At 41.8% G+C, this 25,522-nt stretch carries 22 protein-coding genes; 1 reads left to right on the top strand and 21 read right to left on the bottom strand.

Annotated features, from left to right (window positions below; translation table 11 throughout):
* Positions 1-8: 8 nt before the first annotated feature.
* The 10 genes from BLR42_RS12235 to xerA form a co-directional block, all read right to left on the bottom strand.
* The gene (locus BLR42_RS12235) at positions 9-401 is read right to left on the bottom strand and encodes a zinc ribbon domain-containing protein (protein ID WP_091869450.1); all 393 of its coding nucleotides are present in this window, start codon (positions 399-401) and stop codon (positions 9-11) included.
* Positions 402-473: 72 nt separating this feature from the next.
* On the bottom strand, positions 474-1,031 hold the full coding sequence (locus BLR42_RS12230; protein ID WP_139165152.1) for a hypothetical protein: 558 nt from the start codon (positions 1,029-1,031) through the stop codon (positions 474-476).
* A gap of 2 nt (positions 1,032-1,033) precedes the next feature.
* Positions 1,034-1,498 carry an HD domain-containing protein gene (locus BLR42_RS12225; protein ID WP_091869444.1) on the bottom strand — a complete coding sequence of 155 codons (465 nt, stop codon included), beginning with the start codon at positions 1,496-1,498 and terminating at the stop codon, positions 1,034-1,036.
* A gap of 45 nt (positions 1,499-1,543) precedes the next feature.
* Positions 1,544-1,909: a hypothetical protein gene (locus BLR42_RS12220; protein ID WP_091869546.1), complete on the bottom strand. Its 366-nt coding sequence runs from the start codon at positions 1,907-1,909 to the stop codon at positions 1,544-1,546.
* Positions 1,910-1,994: 85 nt separating this feature from the next.
* Complete coding sequence (locus BLR42_RS12215) at positions 1,995-2,312, bottom strand: multidrug transporter (protein ID WP_091869441.1); 318 nt, start codon at positions 2,310-2,312, stop codon at positions 1,995-1,997.
* Positions 2,313-2,364: 52 nt separating this feature from the next.
* On the bottom strand, positions 2,365-4,116 hold the full coding sequence (locus tag BLR42_RS12210) for a DUF262 domain-containing protein (RefSeq protein WP_091869438.1): 1,752 nt from the start codon (positions 4,114-4,116) through the stop codon (positions 2,365-2,367).
* A 12-nt stretch (positions 4,117-4,128) separates the two neighbouring features.
* Positions 4,129-7,272: a type I restriction endonuclease subunit R gene (locus BLR42_RS12205; RefSeq protein WP_091869435.1), complete on the bottom strand. Its 3,144-nt coding sequence runs from the start codon at positions 7,270-7,272 to the stop codon at positions 4,129-4,131.
* A 12-nt stretch (positions 7,273-7,284) separates the two neighbouring features.
* Complete coding sequence (locus tag BLR42_RS12200) at positions 7,285-8,160, bottom strand: DUF4238 domain-containing protein (protein WP_091869432.1); 876 nt, start codon at positions 8,158-8,160, stop codon at positions 7,285-7,287.
* A 27-nt stretch (positions 8,161-8,187) separates the two neighbouring features.
* Positions 8,188-9,249 (bottom strand): restriction endonuclease subunit S, encoded by a 1,062-nt coding sequence (locus BLR42_RS12195; RefSeq protein ID WP_091869429.1) that lies wholly within the window; start codon positions 9,247-9,249, stop codon positions 8,188-8,190.
* Positions 9,250-9,258: 9 nt separating this feature from the next.
* Positions 9,259-10,239 carry a site-specific tyrosine recombinase/integron integrase gene (xerA, locus tag BLR42_RS12190; protein WP_091869426.1) on the bottom strand — a complete coding sequence of 327 codons (981 nt, stop codon included), beginning with the start codon at positions 10,237-10,239 and terminating at the stop codon, positions 9,259-9,261.
* A gap of 81 nt (positions 10,240-10,320) precedes the next feature.
* On the opposite strand from xerA, the gene BLR42_RS12185 reads away from it, so the two are divergent.
* Positions 10,321-10,995: a restriction endonuclease subunit S domain-containing protein gene (locus BLR42_RS12185; protein ID WP_091869423.1), complete on the top strand. Its 675-nt coding sequence runs from the start codon at positions 10,321-10,323 to the stop codon at positions 10,993-10,995.
* Here BLR42_RS12185 and BLR42_RS12180 read toward each other — a convergent pair.
* The 11 genes from BLR42_RS12180 to BLR42_RS12130 form a co-directional block, all read right to left on the bottom strand.
* Positions 10,984-11,508 carry a restriction endonuclease subunit S gene (locus tag BLR42_RS12180; RefSeq protein ID WP_091869420.1) on the bottom strand — a complete coding sequence of 175 codons (525 nt, stop codon included), beginning with the start codon at positions 11,506-11,508 and terminating at the stop codon, positions 10,984-10,986. The genes BLR42_RS12185 and BLR42_RS12180 overlap by 12 nt on opposite strands.
* Positions 11,492-13,063: a type I restriction-modification system subunit M gene (locus BLR42_RS12175; protein ID WP_091869416.1), complete on the bottom strand. Its 1,572-nt coding sequence runs from the start codon at positions 13,061-13,063 to the stop codon at positions 11,492-11,494. Before BLR42_RS12175 ends, BLR42_RS12180 begins: the two co-directional genes overlap by 17 nt.
* 2 nt (positions 13,064-13,065) lie before the next feature.
* Positions 13,066-13,278 (bottom strand): helix-turn-helix domain-containing protein, encoded by a 213-nt coding sequence (locus BLR42_RS12170; protein ID WP_091869414.1) that lies wholly within the window; start codon positions 13,276-13,278, stop codon positions 13,066-13,068.
* 175 nt (positions 13,279-13,453) lie between these two features.
* Positions 13,454-16,396, bottom strand: coding sequence for an SNF2-related protein (locus tag BLR42_RS24080; RefSeq protein WP_334292770.1), 2,943 nt, complete (start codon positions 16,394-16,396; stop codon positions 13,454-13,456).
* Between the two features lie 2,996 nt (positions 16,397-19,392).
* A complete protein-coding gene (locus BLR42_RS24075; RefSeq protein WP_242879309.1) occupies positions 19,393-19,698 on the bottom strand; it encodes a TnpV protein in 306 nt (101 codons plus the stop codon).
* 1,136 nt (positions 19,699-20,834) lie between these two features.
* Complete coding sequence (locus BLR42_RS12155; RefSeq protein ID WP_091869407.1) at positions 20,835-21,020, bottom strand: hypothetical protein; 186 nt, start codon at positions 21,018-21,020, stop codon at positions 20,835-20,837.
* A 15-nt stretch (positions 21,021-21,035) separates the two neighbouring features.
* Entirely contained in the window at positions 21,036-21,650 is a 615-nt protein-coding gene (locus BLR42_RS12150) for a hypothetical protein (RefSeq protein ID WP_091869404.1), read from the bottom strand.
* Between the two features lie 164 nt (positions 21,651-21,814).
* Positions 21,815-22,915, bottom strand: a complete 1,101-nt coding sequence (locus BLR42_RS12145; RefSeq protein ID WP_091869401.1) for a DUF5688 family protein — start codon at positions 22,913-22,915, stop codon at positions 21,815-21,817.
* A 133-nt stretch (positions 22,916-23,048) separates the two neighbouring features.
* Positions 23,049-23,510: a topoisomerase C-terminal repeat-containing protein gene (locus BLR42_RS12140; RefSeq protein ID WP_091869398.1), complete on the bottom strand. Its 462-nt coding sequence runs from the start codon at positions 23,508-23,510 to the stop codon at positions 23,049-23,051.
* A gap of 18 nt (positions 23,511-23,528) precedes the next feature.
* Entirely contained in the window at positions 23,529-25,178 is a 1,650-nt protein-coding gene (locus BLR42_RS12135; protein ID WP_091869395.1) for a CD1107 family mobile element protein, read from the bottom strand.
* The gene (locus BLR42_RS12130) at positions 25,165-25,455 is read right to left on the bottom strand and encodes a hypothetical protein (RefSeq protein WP_091869392.1); all 291 of its coding nucleotides are present in this window, start codon (positions 25,453-25,455) and stop codon (positions 25,165-25,167) included. Before BLR42_RS12130 ends, BLR42_RS12135 begins: the two co-directional genes overlap by 14 nt.
* Positions 25,456-25,522: the final 67 nt, after the last annotated feature.

Here is a 25,522-nt window from a genome sequence, read left to right as displayed (position 1 = left end):
TCCCAGTATCAGTCAAAACGTCTGCCACACTTAGGGCAGAATTCAAAATCCTCATCTGTCGAATATCCGCAATTCCTGCAGACTTTATGTGTGCTGCCGTATCCGTAACTACTGCTATGACCCCCTCCGGAAAAATTCATCCTGTCAGGATCAAGATATGTGATGCTACCGTTCGCAATGGCTTTTCCAGTCTCCGAATCCAATTCGCAGGAAGCACCACAACAGTCCATCACTGCAACATACCGCTTATTCCACTTGAAGATGGGTATGAAGAAGAGCATGAAGTAGGTGTAATACATATAGACGTGCATATGACCGTATCTGCCGCAACACTTACATATGATCAGCTGATCAAAGCCCAGTTCTTTGCTGCCATCTTCAATTCCCATTATCAGAAACATTCTTCCAACCTTCTCTTTACATCACTAATGCTTTCTATCTGTGCTTTTTCATAAGCCGCCAGAAACATTGTGCTACCTCACTCTCAACATAGCTACAAATACTGCCATGGTAAGTGCCTCTGTGATAAGCGGAATCATCCCATAGACGAACCCTCGCATTGGCTCTACATTGTAATAAGTCAGATAGAATACCAGACTTAGCACAGCAGCCACAGCTATGATGATAAACATTACAACAAGTTGTATCCACCCAATCATTCCTGCAGAAAAGACTTTCTGTACAGCCATCACTTCAAGCATAGTCCAGCAGACAATCAGCAAAAGTTCAGTAGTAACCTGTCTATGCAGGATTGCCGAGCTTCCGATAAGAAGGATAACGTACAAAGCGGCTCCACCACCTACTACCACGAAACCTGATATCAGGTCATGTTCAGTCTCTATGCTGTTTATTCCACGAATAGACAGATATACACCAGGTAATCCAAATACTGCTGTCAGGTAAAATAGTATCCCCACCTTGCCAGTCAGCCTGCTTACTGTAACTCCGGGATAGAATCCTGCTCTCCACCATATCAGATAAAAAATACAGCATATGATAAGCGATATCTGTCCTGCTAATAACAGTTTCATCATTAATCCATCCCAAACTCTTTGCAAAGGTTCTCAAATCTTGCCTTTTCCTTGTCTTTGACTTCCTTCGACAGATCATTCATGCAATGGTGGATCACATCTGCATCTTTCAGGCACTCATCCATAGCGGAATCTACTGCCAACTTGTCATCATGATGGTATATGGCAGAACAGATAATATCTGTCTCCTCATCTGTTGTAAGCCCTAACTCCTGCAAAACATCTCTTGCCAGATCTGCTCCCTTATGGGCATGGTCGTCATAACTGCCGCTCTCATATGCATACAGATCATGGAGCATAGCAGCCATGGAAGCAATCTCCGGATCAAGCCCGCGCTTCTTTGCTATCATCGTTGCAGCAAGTGATACCCCGTAAAGGTGAGCAATCGCACTATTTCTCTTATCCGCATCCGGCATTTCATTAAGTTTGCCATCCACATATTTCCGTAATTCCTTTAATCTGCCCATAACAACCTCCAGCTTTACAGCTCTTCCAACATCTGCTGCGGATTATCAGCTGCTTTTATCCAAGACATAATGAGTAGAATACTGCTTCTCTATCTCAGACCTTCCGCTCTTACTGAACCTGAGCTCGTGTTTCTTTCCCTTGCCCCAGAACATATATGCAGTATGTGAAGGCTTAAGATGAGCTTTGCTTGCATATGACATCATTTCATGAAGCGCAGTAGAAAGCTTTCCAAGATTCATGGTACAGACGGCTTCCAAAAACCTCACCTTCCCATTGCGCCAGTTCTCATATTCCTTTTTATCCAGTGCTCCGATATCCATCAGCACATCCACCGGTGCAGCATATCCGCGTTTACTGACCTGATTATGCATGGATGTGTGCACTTTATCTGCAAGTTCTGCGTTATTCAATATCTTTTCTCCTAAAAGCGTTTTTATCCTGCATTTGTTACTTTCCTTTTTTATAGATGACATCTGAAAGCGTTCCCAGGCCTTATCATCTGTTTAAAATCAACTTTACTGCTTTCTTCAGCTCATCGCCAAAATCTTCCAGGTCGTCAGTTGTAATTACGCCATCGTTTATTAGTCTTGCAATATCCCAGAAAACTTCACTTTTACGAAGTTCCATGGTGACTCCCGGGTTCTTTTTATCCTTATTGAGCCGTTCTTCCAATTCCCAGAAATTATCAGATGCATCGTGGTCAGTTCTTTGAAGAATCTGTATATATTCTGCGTTTAGCCTCGCCATGTAGCCTTCCTGCCACTCAGGAACTTTATCTCTATACAATTTCCAATCATGCTTTGATACTTCCATAATAATCCTCATTATTTCCTACATACGCTTATATTCCAGCTTCTCCACATCATCAATCCTGCGAGGTCAGCAAATGATTCTTATCCAGATAACGTAAGAATCCGTTTAAGATTTCCTCTTTGCGAGATATAATATCTGTCTCCTGAAAATCGTCTTTGGACTGAGCCATATTGTTAAGTTCAAACACTTTTGTTCCAGCCTTTTCTTTACCTTTATCATTGGTAAATCCAAGATAATACTTCCTCTTGTCAGCAAATCTGTAATCTGATGCTCTTATATTTATTCCTTTTTCAAGGAGTGCCTTATTACCGAGCGACTCCAAATTATTTTTGTCCTTAAGAGTCTTTTCATTTATCTGACGTTGTCTAGAGAATATATGCTCAATTTCGAGGGTAGTATCAAGAGAAATCAGCGATTGTTTATCGTCGCTGTATGCCCACCATGCCAGCATCGATTTGGTAATTGGTCTCTGATTTGTAAATTCATAATTCTCCAGCATTTTTCTGACTGCATCTGGAGAGAACAAAAAATCTGAAAAAGTCACAGTTCTACCATTTACTATATCAATCATGGCTGGATATGTAGGGGTTCTCAGAGCATTTACTCCTGGTCTCATGACCGCATATGTCCATATAAACGCTGTAATTCTATCAAGGAAAACATAAAAATCATTTTCATCAAGAAGTTTTTCCGAATTCTTGTTTTTCATAAAATATACTGACACGAGATATGTCCACATTCCATTAGGAGCATAATTCAGAACAGCAAGTCTCCTTAATACTCTATCAGAGAAAGCTGTATCATCCTGTGTCACAATGCACTTCCAGAAATCAACTAAGTCCTCAAGATCAGATAACGTCTCTTCCCTTTTGAGTATTGCATACTTGTCTTTCTCATAAAATTTTCTGAGAGCTTCGGTAGTCGTCTGCTTATTACCCTGCTTAGCTCTTTCAAAATACATATATCTCGTAAACAATTCATCCATAGGAGAGCCTGACGGCGCCGCAAAAATGTCCTCGCATTTTGTCTCCAGATCTTTCCACCTTTGAATGAATTCGTCTTTTCTTCCCATGTCTGAGTAGAATTTATAAAACTGCGCCTTGAAAATATCGGTATCGGACAGCGGCTTACCTCTATCGTTCAAAGTAGAGAATATTCTGAGTGCTGTATCCTGTGACTCTGCCTCTATAGGAAGTAAAATGCAGTTGTTCAGTATTCTTGTAGGAAGATATGCAAAATATGTAGGAAAAGTCTGAAGGAATTCATTTATCTTATCCTGAAAGAAGCGATAAGTTTTGGCATACCTGCTTTTCTGCTCAGCAACAGTCTCGCCGCTTTTTAGAATAGATAAGAATTCTTCTTTATCATCATCGGATGAAACTTCAGAATCTATTTTTAGCTTGTTCTTATCAGGATTACCAAATTCATCGGTCTTCCATATACACTTGGCAATATCATCGCTTGTACTTATGGAATTCGTATCTTTCATGTTGCCAAACTTTGAATAAAAGGCGCGGAGCATCAGCATCAGAGTTGTAAGTCTCTGCTGTCCATCAATAATTTCAAGCTTTCCGTCAGCATTTTTAAACGTAACAATCGGTCCAAGAAAGTATTCATCCTCGTCACTCTTAAAAAGGCTGTAATCATTTTCTGGAAATGCAAAAGTAAAAATATCATCCCATAATGTCTGACATTCTGTTTCTTCCCATGCATACGGTCTCTGATAGTCAGGTATCAGAAAATCCGATTTTTTGTTCGAAAACAGCTCTTTGATAGTCTGCTGATCAATGTTTAACTTTGACATAGCTCACGCTCCTTATTGTGCGTACTTCTTAAAGTTCTCTGCCTGTTCCAGTACTTCCTTATAGACATCATCAATAGTTACCGGAGGATAATCATATTTGTCGAGAAGCAAGATCAAATCAACCTGTAACTCTGCCTTTATATCGTCTCTGGTAGCAAAATCTTTGTATTTCGCCTTATCATCTACTACATTCTTTATCTCCTTGGATAAGGCAATCATCTTATCTTCAGGATAATCAAACTCATACTTCTTAGAAACAGCCAAAAGGATGTCATAAAAGGCCTTTTCCTCATAATCTATACCTTTATCCTTGAATGATTGCTGCTCATTTTTCAGTTCATGCAGCAGATCTGCAAGCTGGTTCGCCACATCGTCCAGAACCTCATTTGCGAACGCCTCGTCTCTTCTCCGGTTATTATAAAGTTCAACAACGTTTTTCATGCGCTCAGAAAATTCCAAGCTCTTAATTTTATTGACACGCTTAAATTCTTCTATAGCAAATGTCAACAATCGCTGAAGTGCCTTAATTCTGGTATTTGGCAATTGTATCATTTCAATACGCGCCATATACTCATCGCTGAACAGTTCATAATCAACCCGTGTTCCTGTCTCAAACAGTTCTTCTATGCCATCAGACTGTATCGCATCTTCTAGCATATTCCTGACCTTAGCATTCATGCTTGCAGCATCAGGTGCTTCACCCTTTGTCAGCTTATATAGAATAGAACGAACAGCTTGATAAAAATGAACCTTTTCAACATCTTTCTCAGAGAATTCCTCACTGGTACTACACAGATTGAAAGCCTGCTTCAGTCTCTTAACACCAGCCATGAAACGTTGTTCAAGTTCTTCTGTCATCTGAACATATTCAACAGCTCTATTCAGACAATTGAGTTGTTCCAGGGGATCTCCGCTAAAGAAAGGCTCACTTTTAAAGTTATAAAACATTTGATCAAGCACTTCCAACTGATCTTTTACTATCGTAATAGCCTGCTCAATGCCCTCCAGCTCTTCCTTCTCAAAGTTCGTATACTTCTTTAGGGCTATGTTCATATTCTTTTTAATGCCGATATAGTCAACGATTAACCCTTTCTCTTTCCCTTCATATACACGGTTTACACGTGATATGGTCTGAATCAGAGTATGCTGCTGGATTGGCTTATCAATATAAATCGTATCAAGCGGAGGTACATCAAAGCCTGTAAGCCACATATCCACGACAATAGCTATTTTAAAATTGGAATGTATATCCTTAAACTGTCTGTCGAGTTCCTTCCTGTACTCTTTTGTCCCGAGCATGTCATAAAGATCTTTCTCATCATCCTTATTCCGCGTCATAACCATGCAGATTTTTTCTATTGGTTTTAGCTTTTGCAGTTCATCTTCTGGCAACTCAACACCATCAGCGCATTGCTTTTTTACTGCCCACTCCGGGCGCAAAGCAATAATGCGCCTATACATATCATAGGCTATGAACCTATTTGCACATACAAACAAAGCTTTTCCTGCTACCGATGCGCCTTCTTCAACTCTGTTCTCATAATGAATTACAAAATCCTTTGCTACTAAATCCAGTCTGTTTGGATCACCGATTATGGCATCCAACTTAGCTACCGCCTTTTTACTCTCCTCAATCTGCTCCTCAGAAGATCCTAATTCAGCGCACTTGTCATAATAATCTTCGATTTCTTGCATCTTCTGATCGTTCAGTGTAACCTTCGCCGCTCTCCCCTCATACACAAGGTTTACAGTAATGCCATCTTTTACTGCCTCTGTCATCGTATATGGATGACCTACTATATCTCCAAAGACTTCCAATGTTGCATCAATCGGAGTTCCTGTAAAACCTACATAAGTTGCATTTGGCAATGAATCATGAAGGTATTTTGCGAAACCATATGTCTTGCTAACACCACTCTCTGTCACTCGCATCTTCATATCCAGATTCACCTGTGACCGGTGTGCCTCATCAGATATGCAGATAACATTCGATCTATCAGTTAGCAGCTGCGTGTCTTCTGTAAACTTCTGAATAGTTGTCAGATACACTCCGCCACTCGGCTTGCCTTGCAGCTCTTTTCGAAGTTCCTCCCTGGAATCAATGCTTATTACCTGGTTATCGCCAATATATCTTTTTGATGAAACAAACTGTTTAGCCAGCTGATCATCAAGGTCTGTCCTATCTGTTATCAACAATATAGTGGGGCTTCCAAAGAATTTGCTCTTCATGAGCATACGTGACAAAAAAAGCATAGTATAACTCTTACCACAGCCGGTCGTGCCGAAATAAGTGCCACCCTTTCCGTCACCTTGTGGTTTCATATGCTTTTTTATATTGTTATAAAGATTGGTTGTTGCGAAATACTGAGGATACCTGCATACAACCTTTAGATTAGAATCCGATGAATCCGGGAAATAGACAAAGTTTTTTACAATATCAAGCAAACGGTTCTTCTCAAATAAGCCGTCAATCATTGTATATAATGAATTGATTCCATCCATCTCAGGATCATCATCATTAACTTTTCTCCATGCATAGAAGAAATCATACGGGCTAAACAAAGAGCCATACTTACTGTTAGCACCATCGCAAATTACCACAAACGCATTATATCTGAATAAATCAGGTATATCTCTCTGATAGCGCACTGTAAGTTGCGTGTAGGCATCCATGATGGTTGTTGTTTCCTGTATTGCTGTCTTAAATTCCAGCACAACAAGCGGAATTCCATTAACAAATACTATTCCGTCCGGAATACGAGTCTGGTAATTATAACCCTCTATCTCAAACTGATTAACTATCTTGAAAATGTTTTTTTCCGGGTGATCATAATCCAGCAGTTCAATATATATGTCCTTTTGACTTCTATCCTCTCTGTTCAAGACAAAGCCATCCTGAATCATAGTAAAGATAGTCTTATTGACTTCATATAAAGTACCAGAGTTTGCTTTTAATGACATGACAATTCCGTCAATCTCACTTGAAGTAATACCCTCCGTATCATACCTATCTGAAAGATATTTTTTCAAATCATCAAGGATTAGAACCTCTGATAAATTTCGTATGATATTCTCACCAGGCACATATTCATAACCCTTTTCTTCAAAGAGCTTCATTATGGACATTTCAAGCGCATGTTCATTGAATTTTGCCATAGCGACCACCTCCTACCCGATACACTTATCTAATATTTCTGTAGAATGAGCGAATACAAACTTATATCTTCCCTTATTTGCGTTTAAAAAGTCTTTGTTAAAATCGTAAACAATATCAGCATCAATCTCAGCTATCTTGTTTTTTCTCCGTCTCAAATCAGTATAATTTCCGAACAGAACTACAAGATTTGGCGCAATCGGGAAATATGCTGATAGCTTATTGCTTCCTTCAATAGACAAATCCATTCCAAAAGATACTGGAAAATCTGTAGTCAAAAAACCTGTCTCGTGAGAATGCAGGAAGCAAAATGACAATCCTTTTAGATCATTTGCTACACCATTAACATATGACTCCTGGAAATCATCTGTTAATACGCCCTTCTTATAAGATGCCTGTAATATAGAATCAAAATCACCTAATCCCAATTGTTCAACAAGATATCTATATATCTGTATTTCTTCGTTCTCATAAACATCATCTAAAGAACCGTCAAATCCAAGTTTTTCCATAGTATATGGATTTCGAAGAAGCATATTAGCATAGAATTCTCGCAGTAAATCCACTTCTTCACCTCGGAGAATCAAGGCTTCTTTATTGGAAGTATCATTACAAAGTGCAATAATCTTTGTCTGTAGAGCAGCATATAAAGCTTCACGTGATGCAAAGTATTTTTCTATTTGGTTATGGAGAACATATTTACCAAGCCTCTCATTCTCGTTTTGCCACTTCGTTTCGTACAGGTTGTTTTTGAAGCATATATCTTCCGGTCTTGCGCTAAAAGTCTTTCCTTTTTCGATATTGAAAACCTGTAGAAAGCCATCTTTATTAGCAAAATGTTTCAAATAAAACTGTGGAACATAATGCTGTTTTACAGTCATATTATTCATGCTCCACTCCGTCAGGTAAATGATAATTTAGCGGCTTGATATAGTTTCAAGCAATATCTCTTGTAAAGATTTTAATGTTGCAACCTCTTTATTATTTTGTTTCATCCGATCAAACAAGGGGTGCAAATATACATCAAACTGCTTTAGCTGTTCATCATCTGGGATTACAATGGGCATACTATTAAGCATTTCTGATGATGTGCTTGGAACTGCCGAACCAGTATCCAATCCAGCAAAATCTTTACTTCGAAGAAAGTAATAAACATATTTAGCATAAAAAGGTTGTTTAAGCTCTGTATAAAACATAGTATCTACAGACCAAAAGGGATCGCTGACATAAAGAATATTATTGAGAGATCCCTTTCTTGGAATTAATACGGATACTTTGTTGTATAAGGCTTTTTCAACATAGCGCATAATGCCACCAGAGCCATACAAAGGAACATTACCATCTGAAAGATGTTTATGATCTTTGCCATATTTTACAGTCAATAGCTCCCCGAGTGTTCCTAACTTCCAACAGGCGGAATGCTCCGAATTAAGCATTTGGCAATAAATGGCTTTGGCTTGATTATCTAAATTATCATTTATCTTCTGCTTTAACCTTATCCTTTCCGAAATAGTATTATAGTTATTCACAATATGGCGCTGATCTTCAATCGGGATGACCGGCACCTCTAAACGACATATATCATCCCAAGCAATACCACCTCGAACACTTCCATCTGTTTTAAGCCAGCATAACCTGTCAAACTCCGGTCGTCTAAACCACATCATAAGATAGTTCGGATCAAGAATATCAACATCAACAATTTCAAACATAAAGTATGCTGGAGATACAATAGCCGGCTCATCTTCCGTATATAACGCAACGGGAAGCCTTTCATCTCGACCTACATGCATAGGATTGCACGCAAAAACACCTTTGCATAAGAGCTTATATTTACTTAAGTCCGTACCTATAACATTGGCTACGGATGGCATGAAAAACTTATCAATGTTGATACCAAGCACCCGATCTGTTATTGAATCTGTATTCCGTATATCTACTAATCGGATGTGCTTTCCAAGTGGTTCATAATTACCCATATCTTCACCCTATCCTATATATTTCTTATGTGCCAATTTCACATTGCTTTCCTTAACCATCGCATACTGAAGCGTTGTATCTATTCTTTGATGTCCAAGCATATGCTGTAGCTGTTCTATTGGCATTCCCTTATCAATCGCCATCGTGGCGAGTGTTCTGCGGAACTTATGCGGATGTACCTTTTGTATTCCTAACCCATTGCCAATTTTCCGAAGCCGTACCTCGATACCGCCGATACTCATTCTGCTATGAGGCGAATTCAACGAAACAAATAATGCCGGATCATTATCATCCCTACCATTTAGATAATTCTGCAAATGCATCTTTGTACGTGCATCAAAATATACAATCCGCTCTTTATCACCCTTGCCAAGCACTGTACACTCACGCTCGGTAAAATTCACATCGTCTCGATTAAGCAAAACCATTTCACCGATACGCATTCCGGTCGATGTCAGCATATCTATGATTGCCAGATCCCTGTCCTCCGCGCAACTATCACGCATCAGTTCCAGTTCTTCATCCGTATATGTTTCTTTTATTGTTTTACCTGTTTTGACCTTATGAATGCGTCTAACAGGACTTTTTATAATATAATCCTCATCCTCCAACCAGCCGAAAAATGTGGATAAAATCCTCCGAATATTATCAATTGTAACCTTGCTGGACTTCTTTTCCTCCTGATAATCTGCAAGGTATTTCCGAAGATCATCGGTTGTTATACGGTTTACTGCCTTGCCAATTTTTACTACAAGTTTCTCAACGGTGCTCCGATAATAAGCCAAGGTCTTATCGGATCGTCCTTCTATACGTTTAGCCGATAGGAACAGCTCTATGTAGTCTACCGCCTCCTCCGATATCTCGCCTGTCTCCATTACCTCATATCCTTGAAGACATGTGTTGAGAACTATTCTCAGTTGCATCATTTGGCTGTTATCCAGCACTCCTAGCATTTGTTGCTCAATTTCAGTAATCAATTCTTCTTTCATGCCGTTTCTCTCCTTTTTTATATTCAAGAGAACGACACCCAGCGGCGGTTCTATTGTTTACCCTCGCCACTGCAGAGGGTTATGCTAAATGATAATTTAGAACAACAGGCGGTTAGTTTTATTCAAACAGAGTTTTTAAAAAATCCTGAACAATGGCAAAGTGTAACGGTTTCAGAATTGGTAAATCAAGGATTACTGGACCCGCCCATGGATGGTAATCATGGCGAAATACATCCCAAAGCCTCTGATTATGTATCTGAGGGTGTACCATTTTTAATGGCGAACAACTTGGTGGATGGAACTGTTGATTATGAAAACTGCGCTTTTATTTCTGAAACTCAAGCAAACAGCTTACGCAAAGGTTTTTCGCATCCAGGAGATGTTCTTTTAACACATAAAGCTACTATAGGCCGTACTGCTATTTTGCCAAATAATTATCCGTTAGCGATCCTTACGCCGCAAGTAACATACTATCGTACAAAAAAGAATTTATATAACGGTTACTTGAGATATTATTTTGAATCAAACAAATTTCAATCAATTCTTTCGGCATGGTCGGGTGCGGGAAGTACCAGAGCCTACATCGGAATAACCAAGCAAATGGAATTGCCGATCGATCTTCCAAATGTTGAAACTATGAACAAACTACGAAGATTCATTGAGCCAATTGAGTCCATGCGCACTGATAATAATAGTGAAATTGTTAGATTGCGGCATATACTTGAATATATGCTTTCAATGATATCAAGCCGCTAAATTATCATTTATCTTTTGCTTTATCTCAATTCTATCTGAAATAGCTTTGTAATTATTTACAATCTTAAGTTGCTCCTCATATGACGGAACTGGAAGCTCAACTTTACACATCTCGTCCCAGTCAAAGATTTCTCTTACACTTCCATGAGACTTATATCTTGCATATCTGTCAAATTCCGGTCGTTTAAACCATAGCATCAAGTATTCGGGAATTAACTGATGTGTATCAATGATTTCAAAAATCGTATATACATTGCTAACGAGGCCTTCATCATAGCCCTCTAATAAAGCTATACCAATCTTATCTCCTCTTCGAGAAGTGTCTGGAATGTAAGTAAACTGCCTGCTTTTAACGATCTTGTATTTACTAAAGTCGGTTCCCACCGTATTTGCGATAGAAGGAATAAACGTTTTCTGAACCGATACTCCCAGAAGATTATCCTCTTTACCATCAGTATTTCTAACATCGACTTGTCTGATAAACTGTCCAAGTTGCTTATAATTTGATTTCATATCCCAGCTCCTTAAAAACACCAAGTAAATCCTGCTTGGACTTTTCCTCCTGTTTCAGAAGATCAGTAAGCTCCGTCTGCAGCTGAGTCATCTTAGCATTAAAATCAATGTTCTCATCACGGTTTACAAATTCAATATATCTGCTTGGTACGAGGGTGAAACCTTTTTCTTTTACTTCGTCAAATGATGCGCTATAACAGAATTCAGGAACATTCTCATATGTTTCTTCATAACCTTCTGTCTGCCAGTTATGATATACAGTTGTTACCTTATCCCTGTCCTCTTGAGTCAGTTCGATATATTTCTTTTCATATGGAGAACCCATCTGCCTGAGATCCATGAACAGTATTTCGCCACTGCGATCCCTATATCTCTTTTCTTCTCCATTCTGATCAACAACACGTGCCTTCTTGTTTTTGTTCAGAATCCATAGCGTCACACTGATATCTGTTGTGTAGAAAAGATTCCTTGGCAAAATAAGTATGGCTTCTACCAAGTCATTCTCAATAAGCTGCTGTCTGATTTTCAACTCCGTACCATCGTCAGAAAGAGCACCATTAGCAAGAAGAAAACCTGCGACCCCGTTCTGCGACAATTTGGATGCAATATTCAATATCCACCCATAGTTTGCATTACTGGTAGGCGGAACTTCATATCCTTTCCACCTCGGATCTTCAAGAAGTTCGTCATCAGCCCTCCATTCTTTCTGGTTGAAAGGGGGATTAGCCATTATATAGTCAGCCTTCAAATCCTTATGTTGGTCATTTGAAAATGTATTTGCAGCCTGTTCTCCCAAATTTGCGGATATGCCTCTTATAGCAAGGTTCATCTTTGCAAGCTTAAATGTGGTATTGGTATATTCCTGACCATATATAGAAACTTTCTTCTTATTTCCGTGATGTGCCTCCACGAACTTAATTGACTGAACAAACATACCACCAGAACCGCAACAAGGATCATACAGCGTACCATCATAAGGCTCAATTGCTTCGGCTATAAGATTTACTATACTCTTGGGAGTATAGAATTCTCCTTTTCCTTTACCTTCTGCAATAGCAAATTTACTAAGGAAATATTCATATATTCTGCCGATGATATCGTTTTCCTTATCGGATGTGGTATCTATCTTATTGATTTCATCCAGAAGGGATGCAAGTTTTGTAGTATCAATCTGTAGTCTGGAATAATAGTTATCCGGAAGTGCGCCCTTCAACTGAGGATTGGTCTTCTCAATTGTATATAACGCAGTATCAATTTTCAGCGCGATATCATCCTGCTTTGCATTCTCAAGGATATATGACCATCTGCTCTCAGGAGGTAAATAGAAAACATTATCCTTGGTATAGAATGCTATGTTGTCTACAAACTTCTCATTGCCAGCCTCAATGATTTTTTTACGCTGCTCTTCAAATTTGTCGCTTGCAAATTTTAGAAAGAACAAACTCAACACCACATGCTTATATTCTGACGGTTCAACGGAACCTCTAAGCTTGTCTGCTGATTTCCATAAAGCTTCTTCCATTGAAACTTCTTTTGCCTTTTTTGCTGCCGCCATTATTATTCCTCCTGATCATCTATATATTCGACAATATCTCCAAAGTCTGCATGAAGCTCTTTGCATATCCTTTCCAGAACTGTCATAGCGACCTCTTCGTTTTTGTTCAGTTTTGTAAGAGTATTGGGTGCTAAATCAATACTTTTTCTTAGCTCAACCTTTGACATACCCTTATCTATTAGTAATTTCCAGAGCTTATTATAAGATATAGCCATGTGACCTCCATGTATATTGCAAAACGCTTGCAATGCAGGTAAATACTAATAAAACGCCTGTTTCAATTGTACCATCAGCCAAGTATCTTCTCAATGCTTTTTCGTGTATTCTTGCGAATTCATATTTTGCAAAGAAAAAAGGACAGGTAGCCCGAAAGCCACCTGCCCATATAATTTATGAAATTTTTCTGTCCATATCATCGCTCTGATGATTGTTATGTTGACTCTCCTGCGGAGGATGTTCCTGCTGATGCGCCTTACGTTCAGCTTCTCTGTCTTCAACGGTATGCTTCAGGCTGCTAATCTTCTCTTTGAATGAGAACCTCTGAGCTTCCTTGCTTTCGTTGGTGTCCTTCTCATAGTTGTTGGGAGTAGGCTCGTTATCAATGATGCCGTTCCCTACCTGATTGTAGTTGGCCTCCTCCAGGGATTCTGCATTCATCAGATATTCCTTACGCTTCTGAAGCATCTCTGCTATCTGTGCCATGCGTTCAGTCTGGGAATCTTTTATAGATTCCTTAACAGGCTCTGTTATAGCAGATAATTCTGCAGTCCTTACCGGTTCTTTTACTGCGGATGCTTCGAGGTTCTTATCCTTAGCTGCTTCTACCGACTGCACCTGTTCAGCTGTATTCTCTCCCTTAGACTGCTCATCCTGCGGTGCATCCATATTGAGCATGGCATCCAGTTCTGTAAGACGTGCCATCTTCTGCTGAAGCTCTGCTTCCTGTGGGAAGGGCTTTACCACCTCTTCCTTGGCACTTTCAAGCTGCTTCTCAGTATTGGCAAGCGCTTCCTCTGCCTTGGCAAGTTCTACAGGCATTGCTTCCAGAGCATTATTGATACGGGTTATGATGCCGTTAGGGTCATTGCTCATGGTGATGCGATGTGCAGCAGCTCCGCTGATTGTCAGGATATAGCAGTGGTCAAAGGAATTGAACTGTGCTGATAGCTTGTAGCCAAGGTAATCGCCAACCGGAATTTTTACACCAGGCTCTTTTACCTTATGTACTACTTCCAGTATCGCTGCACCCGCGTCCTTCTTCTCATCATAGTTCTGGCCATCTACTGTCATAAGGAATGGTGCTTTTGCATCTGTCTTGCCGTCAGTACCGGTCATAGTTTCCTGAATTGCTTCAGCTACAGGCCTTGCCTTTTCATAATGCTCTATATCTGCCTTCAGTCCCCTGATTGCCTCCTGCAATCCTGCTATCTTCTGCGGGTATTCTCTTGTGATATTATCCTGCAGGCGATAGATAGAGCTGCGGTGATTGGCAGCAAGGAGCTTGAGCTTTGCCACATCAATGCTGAGAGACATACGCTCTTTTATCGCAGGATTGCCTGTTGCCAATGCCTTGATCTCTGCATAATCCAGTACAGCCTCATCTATATCCTCACAAGAACGGACAGGCGATTTATCTGTCATGATCTGAGAAATAAAGCGTTGCTTGTTCTCAATCACCTGATACGAGTATGCATCAAAGGTCTGTTCTGTGACATAACGGAAGATCTTTGCAGTTTTGTTCATGTTGCCTGCTCTATTGATACGACCATGTCTCTGTTCCAGATCTGAAGGTCTCCATGGGCAGTCTGCATCATGGAGAGCTACGCATCTTGTCTGCACATTTGTACCTGCTCCCATCTTGGCTGTTGAACCCATTAGAAATCTAACCTTACCGCTTCTGACCTTTGCGAATAGCTCGGCCTTCTTTGCATCGGTATTGGCATCATGAATATAGGCGATTTCCTCTTTAGGTACTCCCCTCTCTATGAGCTTATCCCTGATAGCGTCATATACATTGAATGAGCCGTCATTTTTTGGTGTCGAAAGGTCAGAAAAAATGAGCTGAGTCCCCTTCTGCTCCTTAGTATCCTGCCATATCCTGAATGCATTCTCTGCTATGGCATTACTCTTGGAATTAGGATCATCGGGAAGTACCGGGTCCATAAGACGCTGATCAAGAGCAAGCTTTCTGCCGTCGTTGGTAATGGCAAGCATATTGTCCTGGGAAGGATCGATATTTCCATTACGGACTGCTTCTGCTCTGTCAGCCAGAGACTTTACCATATCCTTCTGAAGTTCTGATGGCTGGAGCTTCACATTGATATATTCAATCTCCGGTCTGTCCAGGTCAAGCTGGTCTGCAAGCTGTATGTCAGCGCACTCCCTGAACATCTGCATGAGTTCAGGCAGGTTATGGAACCTGGCAAAACGTGTCTTTGTCCTATATCCTGTCCCTTCAGGTGCCAGCTCTACACTTGTCTGCATCTCACCGAAAGTAGATGCCCAGGCATCGAACTGGGAAAGCCCCATCTTCTGTAATGTCCCGAACTGCAGGTATCTCATCATGATATAGAGGTCAGAGAGGTTATTGGATACCGGTGTTCCCGTCAGGAACGTAATGCCTCTTCCACCTGTGATCTCATCCATGTACCTGCACTTGGCGAACATATCAGCTGCTTTCTGGGATTCTGATGATGCTATGCCTGCCACATTCATCATCTTGGTATAAAGGAATGCGTTCTTATAAAGGTGCGCTTCATCCACCACCAGCTTATCGCAGCCAAGCTGCTCAAATGTGACCACATCATCTTTTCTTGACGGGTCGTTCAACTTTGCGAGGCGTACTTCAAGGCTCTTTCTGGTCTTCTCCATTTCCTTGATGGAATAACGCTCGCCATGCATTTCCTTTGCCTGTGCTATTTCTTCTGTGATCTCATCTATCTGCTCCTGCATGGCTGCAGCCTGTCTCTCTTTTGACAGAGGGATGCGCTCAAATTGAGAATGACCGATAATTACCGCATCATATTCGCCGGTTGCAATACGTGCACAGAACTTCTTACGGTTTGCCGGTTCAAAGTCCTTCTTTGTCGCCACAAGTACATTTGCTCCGGGATAGAGCTTCAGGAAATCAGAACCCCACTGCTCTGTCAGGTGGTTAGGAACTACTATCAGAGGCTTATGGGAAAGACCAAGACGCTTCGACTCCATGCAAGCCGCTATAGATGTGAAGGTCTTACCAAGTCCTACCTCATGAGCTACCAGTGTGTTTCCGCCATAGAGAATACGTGCAACTGCATTGAGCTGATGTGACTTAAGCTGTATGGATGGTGTCATTCCTGGAAATCGCAGGTTCTTTCCATCATATTCTCTGGGACGGAGTGAGTTGAAGATGTCATTATATTTTTTCACAAGGATCTGCCTGCGGTCAGGATCTCTGAATATCCAGTCACGGAAAGCCTGTTTGAGTGCTTCCTGTTTTTGTGATGCCAGCATGGTCTCCTTCCTGTTCAGAACTCTTTTTTCCTTACCATCCTCATGTACTACGTCATAGATACGGGTATCCTTCAGGTTCAGGGAATCCTCCAGAATCTTATAACCATTTACACGGTCTGTGCCGTAGGTCTCTGTGGTCTTCGGGTTATTGTAATCGGCATTCTTGCCCTTGATATTCCAGGTTCCGGTCACAGGAGAAAACTGTGTCGTGATCTCTCCTCTGTCCATTCGCCATCCGGGTGTTCCAAACTCGTCCCTCATGAAATCATCTATGAACCTGGCATCTACCCATGTTGCTCCAAGTCTGACATCAATATCTGATGCATCAAGAGGTTCAGGCTGTACTCCTTTCAGGGCTTCCACATTGATACGGAACTCTGCATGATTTTCTGCTGCAAGCTCTGCTCTTTCAAGTTTCTCACGGACATTTCCGGAGAGATATTCATCTGCCGTCTTCCAGCTATTATCTTCAGGGTCCATGAAAATGACACCCTGAAGGTCTTCAGCAAGAGTATCAATGTCTTTTCCTGTAAGCTGCTGCATATAGTCAAGGTCAACAGCAGCCTTCTCGTTCATGGATACTGTCAGAGCTTCCTCTGCGGTATCAACATGTGTTACCGGAAGGACACGACTTACAGTCCTTGTTGTGAACATATCAGCCTTGCCTGCAAAATGCCCCTCATCATCCAGCTTCTCCAGAGAACAGAGAAGACAATAAGACGAATCCTGATTGAATACTCTTTTGTTGGTCTGGGAGCTGATGATACCGAACTTCTCCTGAAAAGCATCATACTGTCTGTTAAGCTCTGCCTGGACTGCACGGATATCTTCGTCAGACACTTCTTCAAGCTGCATGTTTATGAGCTTTTGCGTAGTATCACGAAGTTCTATCATGCCTTTCATACGCTGCTCTGCTGTCTCAGACAGGTCTACAGGAGTCATAACTGAGTTCTCACGATAGTAGACCTTATCGTCTATCACGGCATAAGAAAAGTTCTTCACATTAGGATCTGCGGGGATTGGTTCTGCTTCCAGTTCATCCTCTGCAGCATCACGGGATATGACTTCATATGTTCCTTCGATATGGGATAAAGCATTCTTCAGGCTCTCTTCCAAAGTCTCTCCAGCTTTTGGATTACAGGTTGTCTCTATGCCATGAGGACCGGACTGCCAGGTCATTTCTCCTGCGATCATTTCAGGATGGGTGATGAAATAATTGTTCATCTCCATGCCCTGAGTATCCTTGCCGATATCAACCCATTCCGGGAGCTGCTCTGCCATACGGTCACGCTTCTGAAGAAAGATAATGTCGGAGGTTACTTCAGTACCTGCATTTGCCTTGAATGCCGTATTGGGAAGCCTTACTGCTCCGAGAAGGTCACAACGCTCTGCGATATACTTGCGGGCAGCACTGTTCTTCTTATCCATGGTTCCCTTGCTTGTGATAAAGGCTATGATGCCTCCGGGGCGCACCTGATCTATAGTCTTGGCAAAGAAATAGTCGTGTATCATGAAATGATTCCTGTCATACTTCTTATCTGTCACTCCATACTGACCAAACGGCACGTTACCAACTGCTGCATCAAAAAAGGCATCAGGGAACTGAGTCTTCTCAAATCCTGATACCTGTATATTCGCTTTTGGATAAAGCTGTTTTGCTATTCGTCCTGTGATTGGATCAAGTTCTGAGCCATAGAGGCGGGAGCTTTCCTGCATAGCTATTGGCATACTCCCAAAGAAGTTACCTACACCGCAGGATGGTTCCAGAATGTTGCCTCCATCAAATCCCAATCTGCCAAGAGTCTCATAAATCTGCCTGATGACCATTGGCTGTGTGAAATGAGCGTTGAGAACGCTGCTCCTTGCTGCACTATATTCTTCAGGTGTAAGCAGGTTCTGGAGCTTTGCTCGCTGCTTCGCAAACTGCGTATTGGTCTCATCGAATACCTGCGGAAGTCCTCCCCAGCCGATGTACTGTGATAATATCTGCTGTTCTTCAGGTGTGGCATTACGATGTTCTGCCTCTACCCTTGCCATAGTCTCAATGGCTGCTATGTTGCGGTTGACCTTTTCTGTAGGTGTTCCCTGTCCCAGAGCATCATCTGTGATGCGGAAGTTCTGCGCTTTTATGGATTGATGAGGCTGTGCAGGCTCTGTCACAGTGCTATCCGCTGAATCAATATTATTCTCAGAGCTTGTTGCTGCATTCTCTGTCACATAATCAGCCGTAGTTTTATCGGCTGTGTCATCAAGAGCATCAGCCATGCCATTGCCCGGAAGTACCATAAATTCTGAATCCGGTTCGATTGCCCCTGCATAACCGTTGTCATCTGGGATTATATTGACACTGTTCTCAGGTTTTGTTTCTTTCTGCCTGTCAGGTACCTCATCCTCAATATATGTTCCATTTTTCACCAGAACTTCGATTTTCTTTTCAACCTCAGTCCAGGATACGAAGCCGTCTTTTTCTCCCTCTACATCTCTCCATTCCAGATGAAGACCTTTGGAAGAGAAGCTGTCATATCCATGAAGTCCGTATCCGTCCATCGGCCATGATGCACCGCCCTGTCCGTACTCAGCACGGATTGCTTTTCTTCTGTCTGCTGGCTTCATTGCTTCGTTTTCATAGAGCTTCTCTATGCGGTATTTACCGTTAGCAAATCCGCTTCCTCTCTGCAGAACCTGAGTGATATATTCCTCCGGTGGCTCTTCTGTCTTAGGATTCATGTAGGTATATAAGGGCATAAAAGAAGGAGCAGATGTATCATCCACTCCTTCGCTGTTTTTCGATATGCTCTTAACTGCTTCCTGCTGCTGTGATGTTGTCGGGAGGAAGCTTAGCTGTAGATAATCTCCGTCCTGACTATCTCCTCCGCTGAGTTCCTGATGTTGTTCATCAATCCTATCCAGCGCATCTGGTCTTTCGCTTTCAGCTCCTCGTTCACTTCCTGCTTCTCTGCCATCTGAGTTACCAGCAGGTCGAACATCTCCTCTGCTTCGTTCTGCGTGGTCTCCAAGTGTTCCCACAGGTTCTCTGACAGTACCAGATCCGAGTACATCGCTTTCCTGTGATTCTTCAGGTAATCCCTGCGCATCCTGCCCCAACGGTTCAGAGGTTCGTGTTCCTTCACCGGGTTCAGCATGATGTCCGGTATCATGTAATCCCCTTCCTGATGATATGTTATCTCCATGTTCTGCACCTCCTGCTTTATCACTTTCACGAATTAACGTGTGAAATTCTCTATTACTATTATGTGTCAGATCTTCATTCTTTTCAAGAGCTTTTTTCCTGTCAAAATCTCTGATAGCATCACGGATATTTATGAATACCGGAAGCGAAAGAGTGTTGATCTCATTACCGACAGCTGATAATACCTGCTGACTGTTAAAGGATGACAGGTAAGAGAAATCGAAGTTATCCAGGTAATCCTGCGGGTCAAGACCGCATCTGGACAGGATCATATATGAAATGCTGGAATGAAGCGTTGCAGACAGTCTTTCCTCACGTTCTGTCATGGGCAGATTCTCGAAAACTGTTCCTGACATATGCTCTTCTACTGTCTCAAGTGCCTGCGGCATTTCAGCTTCCGTGATCCTGCGGGCAATCTCTATGAGCTTGTCACCGAAATCTTCCTGACGCTCTGTTTTGCCGTAGCTCTGTTCCAGTTTGGTTATGACAGTTGCTTTGTTATCATCAGTTATCTTCCATAGTTCTGGAAGATGACCTTCTCTTGTAGCAAAGACATCCTTTACATCAAAGACGTATCGAAGTGCTCTCCTGTCTGATGTCTGGTCGAAGAGCGCTATACCATGGGACCCCCTTTTCACCATGCATTTCATGCGCTTGTTCCAGATATCTATAGTTGCACAGGCAGATGCATCCGGTCTCTGTGCATGTATCATGACCTGATCTTCCCAGGAATACTTATAGAGCCGCCCGGATGTAGTCAGAAATGCTTCCCACTTTTCCTGACTTGTAATTAAGTCTGCCGTTGCCTTGGCAGCAACAAGACCGTAGTAATCATATTTGTTCAATGTAACCTCCCCTTTCATTAATCAAAAAAAGCCGGCAACGTCATAATAATAAACGCTGCCGGCAAAAACTATAAAATAAAACGCCAACAACCTTTGACAGTTATCGGCGTTTCAAGAAACAGAATAGACGAGGTGACCGTTCTCGCATCTCCTAACCTCTTTCGAGGGGTGGCGGCTGCCTGTTCCGCCCTCAGATTCTGTTCTTATTTGATTTTATAGTATTTGATGATATTGTTGTATTTTATTACATACGCATTCGCTCATCTTCACTAACAGGAGCATACTTCCTAATTAACTCTAGCGATTTTTGCCTGGATTTTTCAAGCTCTTTCGGATCTACATTGTCTTCCTGATTAGCTTTAATCAGAACTCTCGGTCCTGTATATACAACTCTGTCATCTATAATACCAAGACTTTTATCTTCATACATAGTAGCGTGCTCCTTTCATGAATAATGTAGACCAGCTTCGCTGCATCTATTCAAATAAATAGATCCTGCCATACGAACATCCACTTTGAAACTGCCATCCTTCTGAATTTCACTTATCCTTGCTGCTTTCATACATTCAACATACAGATTATCTGCTTCATTGAAATCATATTTTACATCTTTATAGAGATAGTGTACTCTTCCCTGATTTGTAACAACAGCTATCAACGATACCGAATCATGATATATACAATATGCAATGTCATCCAGTGACAACGTTTGAGTTGACGGATGATTGTGCATTATCACAACTGCAAGGTGATTGCCTGAAACAACGATATGATTAGCAAGTGTATCACTTGCTATATCGACTGAATGCTCATCTCCCTTTACAATCGCAGCTTCATAAAATGGATCATCTGCATTCAAGCTTGTGATCATTGCAACTTCATTACTATCATTTTCTTCTTTTGCAGTACGTAAAACTGTATATGCCATTTTATACATCAGCTCATTTTTATCGTCATCAAAGCTTTTGTATTCAATATGTGGTATCTTGGTTAGCGCGACATCTGTAATAAAAACCTTTTTATCTCTGTTTTTCGAAAATAGTGATATATTGTCCTGCACAATTATTTCCTCTACACCTTCTGTATATCTCTAATATAGCAGTTTTTTTCTATAAATAAAACTCAAAAATTCCATGGTTGTTTTTATGTAAATGCACACACAATTTAGGTTTGTGTGTGCATTTACCCGAATAATTAGATGGATATGGCGTTCTATTTTTATACTTATCCAAGTGCCGGTTCAGTCTTTTTAACGGCATCAATCGCCTTCTCAGCCTGTCTGGCTTCATTGGCTTTATCAGCAACACCCTTGTTCTCCTGAATTTTATTGGCAAAAGAGAACTTACGGATGTTGGAATCCTTGGCTTTATCTGCCTTATCAGCCACCTGGGTTCTCTCTGCTTCCTTCTTCTCAGGCATTACCACCTTCATAGGCTCCTGCTCGCCTGCGATAGTCATCTCTCTGGATTCCGCATCATAGATATAAACATTCCCAGAGAGTATATCCTCCTGCGCAAGTTCCGTGGAATTAACCGACTGCACTATATCCTTCATGGCAATTGCCTCATCCTTTGTCGGGACAGGAACTGCGATAATTTCATGCACAGATGATGGGAGCACTGCCAGGTACTGACTGTGATTCTTTTCCGCAAGGTCACCAAGAAGCTGATCGTTCATGATAGCGGATGCACCGTTCATCTTTTCTTCATTGGTAATGACAAACATGCCGCCCGCAGTCTCTTCCGGTGCGGCTTCTCCCATCATCTCCTCAAGCATCGCATTCATTGAGATTGCACGGTAATCTCTGTTGCTCTCACATACCATTGCATCCTGAAGAAGAGTATTCGCATCAATCCCCCATGCCTCAAGGTGCTGCTCCTTGATCATAATGGTTCCGCCTCTTAATTCATCGTTTGGAAACTCAAAACGGACTATTCCGGACAGATCGCCATAGTCAAGATGAGGTGTATCCTCCAGGAGCTTGCTGTTAGCATCAGTATTGATCATGCAGATCTTCAGATGATCCTTCACATTGTCATAGTCCTTGAAGAAATCCACGTTGATCTCAGGACGCTTATGTGAATCATACATATCAACAAGTCTGTTCACAGCATCATCAAAACTGACCTCTCCCCTCTCAACACGCTCGAAAGTATCGTTGATATACATGGACGGAGCAACGTTTTCTCCTTCCCTCTGAATTGTGATACCTGTAAGCATCGTATCATTGTTCTTCATTACTTCTGTTACCTTGACATCGTATCCCTCGCCAAGTCTCTCCTGAATAGCAGTTTTCATATCCTGTGCAAATTCTTTTAATTCCATATTGTGTATTCTCCTTTTCATTGTAAAAAAACAGGTATAATGCTGTTTCCGCTCTTATACCTGGCTCATGGTTAATAATTCTGTTCACTTGTTTCAAGAAATCCTATTGGCTTCCCCTGCCAATTATGGCTAATTACCTGAACGGGAGCTCTTCGTCTCCCACAGGCTCAAAGCCATCATTATCTGCGGCATTACTGTCCGCAGCAGTTCCTGTACTGTTACTGCTGCTTATACTTCCCTGACCTTTGGGCTTCTTAACAAATTCCTTGGTATAGGTAAGCCCATACCCCACAAAGGTCTGTCCGTCCTTTTCGTAGGAAAACTCCTCTTCGCCCTCGATACTGATAAGGACATCAAAGGTCTTTCCGTTCTTTCCTTTCTGGTTAGACATGAGAACCTGTTTTCCTGCAAGCAGGTCTCTTATCTGATCTTCAGTAAAGGTCTGACCGTAATACTTTCCAAGTGCAAGACCACATTTGTTATCGCAGTATGCACCATACTTGCCGTAGAGTACTTCGCCTCCACAGTGAGGGCATCTTCCGATGCCCCCTTCACCGTTATCTGCGGCTGTGTTATTTCTGTTTTCTGAATCCATCAATCCATCCCCCTTTATTTATGTGTTGTCGTCCCCGAAATCATCGTCTGCTTCAGAGCCATCTTCATCACCATCATCCCCGAACTCCGGGTTATCATGCTGAGGCTTCCATACCTTGAAGTAGAAACCGCCACCGATAATGCCTATGAATACCAGTAGGATCATGATATAGTTGCCAGTGCTGTTCTTTTTCTCAGGTTCAGCCTCCGGTTCCTCTTCCTCTGTTTCTGTCTTTTCCACCTCTGTTGTCTCTGGCAGCTTTGTTTCACTTGGAAGAGCTGTGGAAACAACTGCGCTGTCCTGATTCAGTGTCTGCGCATCCTGACCGGTAAAGTTCATAAGATCATCTTCGCTGGCTTCTGTAAGCAGATATGCATTGTCATCTGTCTTGCTCTTATCAATGACCATGTAAAAAGTCTTGCCTGATCTGGTCTCGATGGTATAGAACTCTTTTCCCTCTTCTCCGCTGGTATTACTATTTGACGCATTATATGAACTGCTTCCTGAACCATCGCCAGTTGATGGTGTACCATCTGTAGTCTTTCCTGTCTCAGCAGCTTCAACTGCATCTGCCTTTGCCATAGACTCTTTCTTCTGAGCATTTAAGTCCGATGATGAGCTTGAAGCATCAGGTGTGCTGTCATCATCCTTATCAGGATCTACGGAATCTGTACCCGGAATACTGTGTGCTCCATCTACGTCAACGTACTCGCTTGAATGCTGCGTCACCGTTCCTCTAGCATATGTCGGACCGGAAGTCTCTGCAGATACAGGAAGTGAGTTCTTCATGTCATCATCATTTGAGTTATCCGGGTCATCATAATATGGATTGTTCACGGAATACTCTGAAGAGATATTGCCGGCATAATCCTCTGCTGTAATGACAAACTTTTTATAATATGAGTCGAACTGCTGTAGCTGGATATCAACTCCGCCGCCTGACAATTCGTCATAGATTGTGTTATTCACATAGATAGCCTTCACACCTGATTCTGTGTCCGATGCCTTTACGGATAATACGCCATTGCTAACACCGGCTCTGAGTGTAGGCAGAGTCTTATCAAAGCAGATAATAGACTTGCTCTTGGTATAGAGATTTCCCTGTTCATCTGTGATCTCCAGATATACACTGCAATTCTCAGTAATCTCGATTGCCATAGGTTCAAGCACATCAACATATGTGCCTTCCGAGCCTATTCTGGCTCTGGCATTCATAATGCGGAACGCCTCATCTCCTGTGTAGTTCTTTACTTCAAACTTCACTTCCGCACTGTCTGAATACCAGCCATCAGGTGATACGATATTCAGTACCACATCACGCCCGACAGAAGAATCGGATGAAGCACTATCGGCATCATCAGCCTGAGTGTTATCAGTATTATTCTTTTCATCATCTGTTACTGCCTCCGTTTCTGCGCCGGTGTCGCTATCTTTTGCCTCATCTGTATCTGTCTTGGTCAGCACGTCATGAGTAATGTTTTGTGATACATTTGAATTCGCTTCTGTGCTAATGCTTCCCGCAACATCATCAACGGTTTTTGTATTGCCTTTTCCAGTCACGACAGAAACAGCTACTACGCTCACCGTAACAAGTGCCGCAACTGCCATAGCTGCCTGCTTCTTACCTACTTTCTCTTTTACCTTCTTAAGTGTTTCAGTTATCTTCATCTGTATCCTCCCAGAAATTCTTATTCTTTTTGTCCTGCACCAGTGGTGTAGTTTGTTCCTGTGACCTTATTTCCTCTGCCTTTTCTTCAGCAGTCATTTTTCCACTTATCAGATTCTTTAGTTCCTGCATGGAAATCTTATGCTGATGGATCACCTTGACCATTTCTGCATCCTGTGCATTTTCTACGCTTTCCGAATACTTCCTGTCCAATTCACGCAATCTTGCAATCTCTGCCCGGTTCTTATCCCGGCGTTCAATAAGCCTGTCAAGTTTCACACAAATCCACCTCCCTCAACGATTGCTGCTGTTCTTACTACCTTGTTCATTTTCAATTCCTCCCTTG

This window comes from Butyrivibrio sp. INlla16 (genome assembly GCF_900104155.1).
Classification (GTDB): domain Bacteria; phylum Bacillota; class Clostridia; order Lachnospirales; family Lachnospiraceae; genus Butyrivibrio.
Note: the sequence above shows the minus strand (reverse complement) of the source record. Positions and strands in the feature narration are given on the sequence as shown.

Coding starts and splice junctions, on each gene's coding strand:
- BLR42_RS12235 (WP_091869450.1), bottom strand. CDS start 401: ATGTTTCTGATAATGGGAATTGAAGATGGCAGCAAAGAACTGGGCTTT.
- BLR42_RS12230 (WP_139165152.1), bottom strand. CDS start 1,031: ATGAAACTGTTATTAGCAGGACAGATATCGCTTATCATATGCTGTATT.
- BLR42_RS12225 (WP_091869444.1), bottom strand. CDS start 1,498: ATGGGCAGATTAAAGGAATTACGGAAATATGTGGATGGCAAACTTAAT.
- BLR42_RS12215 (WP_091869441.1), bottom strand. CDS start 2,312: ATGGAAGTATCAAAGCATGATTGGAAATTGTATAGAGATAAAGTTCCT.
- BLR42_RS12210 (WP_091869438.1), bottom strand. CDS start 4,116: ATGTCAAAGTTAAACATTGATCAGCAGACTATCAAAGAGCTGTTTTCG.
- BLR42_RS12205 (WP_091869435.1), bottom strand. CDS start 7,272: ATGGCAAAATTCAATGAACATGCGCTTGAAATGTCCATAATGAAGCTC.
- BLR42_RS12200 (WP_091869432.1), bottom strand. CDS start 8,160: ATGAATAATATGACTGTAAAACAGCATTATGTTCCACAGTTTTATTTG.
- BLR42_RS12195 (WP_091869429.1), bottom strand. CDS start 9,249: ATGGGTAATTATGAACCACTTGGAAAGCACATCCGATTAGTAGATATA.
- xerA (WP_091869426.1), bottom strand. CDS start 10,239: ATGAAAGAAGAATTGATTACTGAAATTGAGCAACAAATGCTAGGAGTG.
- BLR42_RS12185 (WP_091869423.1), top strand. CDS start 10,321: ATGCTAAATGATAATTTAGAACAACAGGCGGTTAGTTTTATTCAAACA.
- BLR42_RS12180 (WP_091869420.1), bottom strand. CDS start 11,508: ATGAAATCAAATTATAAGCAACTTGGACAGTTTATCAGACAAGTCGAT.
- BLR42_RS12175 (WP_091869416.1), bottom strand. CDS start 13,063: ATGGCGGCAGCAAAAAAGGCAAAAGAAGTTTCAATGGAAGAAGCTTTA.
- BLR42_RS12170 (WP_091869414.1), bottom strand. CDS start 13,278: ATGGCTATATCTTATAATAAGCTCTGGAAATTACTAATAGATAAGGGT.
- BLR42_RS24080 (WP_334292770.1), bottom strand. CDS start 16,396: ATGACACCATCCATACAGCTTAAGTCACATCAGCTCAATGCAGTTGCA.
- BLR42_RS24075 (WP_242879309.1), bottom strand. CDS start 19,698: ATGCTGAACCCGGTGAAGGAACACGAACCTCTGAACCGTTGGGGCAGG.
- BLR42_RS12155 (WP_091869407.1), bottom strand. CDS start 21,020: ATGTATGAAGATAAAAGTCTTGGTATTATAGATGACAGAGTTGTATAT.
- BLR42_RS12145 (WP_091869401.1), bottom strand. CDS start 22,915: ATGGAATTAAAAGAATTTGCACAGGATATGAAAACTGCTATTCAGGAG.
- BLR42_RS12140 (WP_091869398.1), bottom strand. CDS start 23,510: ATGGATTCAGAAAACAGAAATAACACAGCCGCAGATAACGGTGAAGGG.
- BLR42_RS12135 (WP_091869395.1), bottom strand. CDS start 25,178: ATGAAGATAACTGAAACACTTAAGAAGGTAAAAGAGAAAGTAGGTAAG.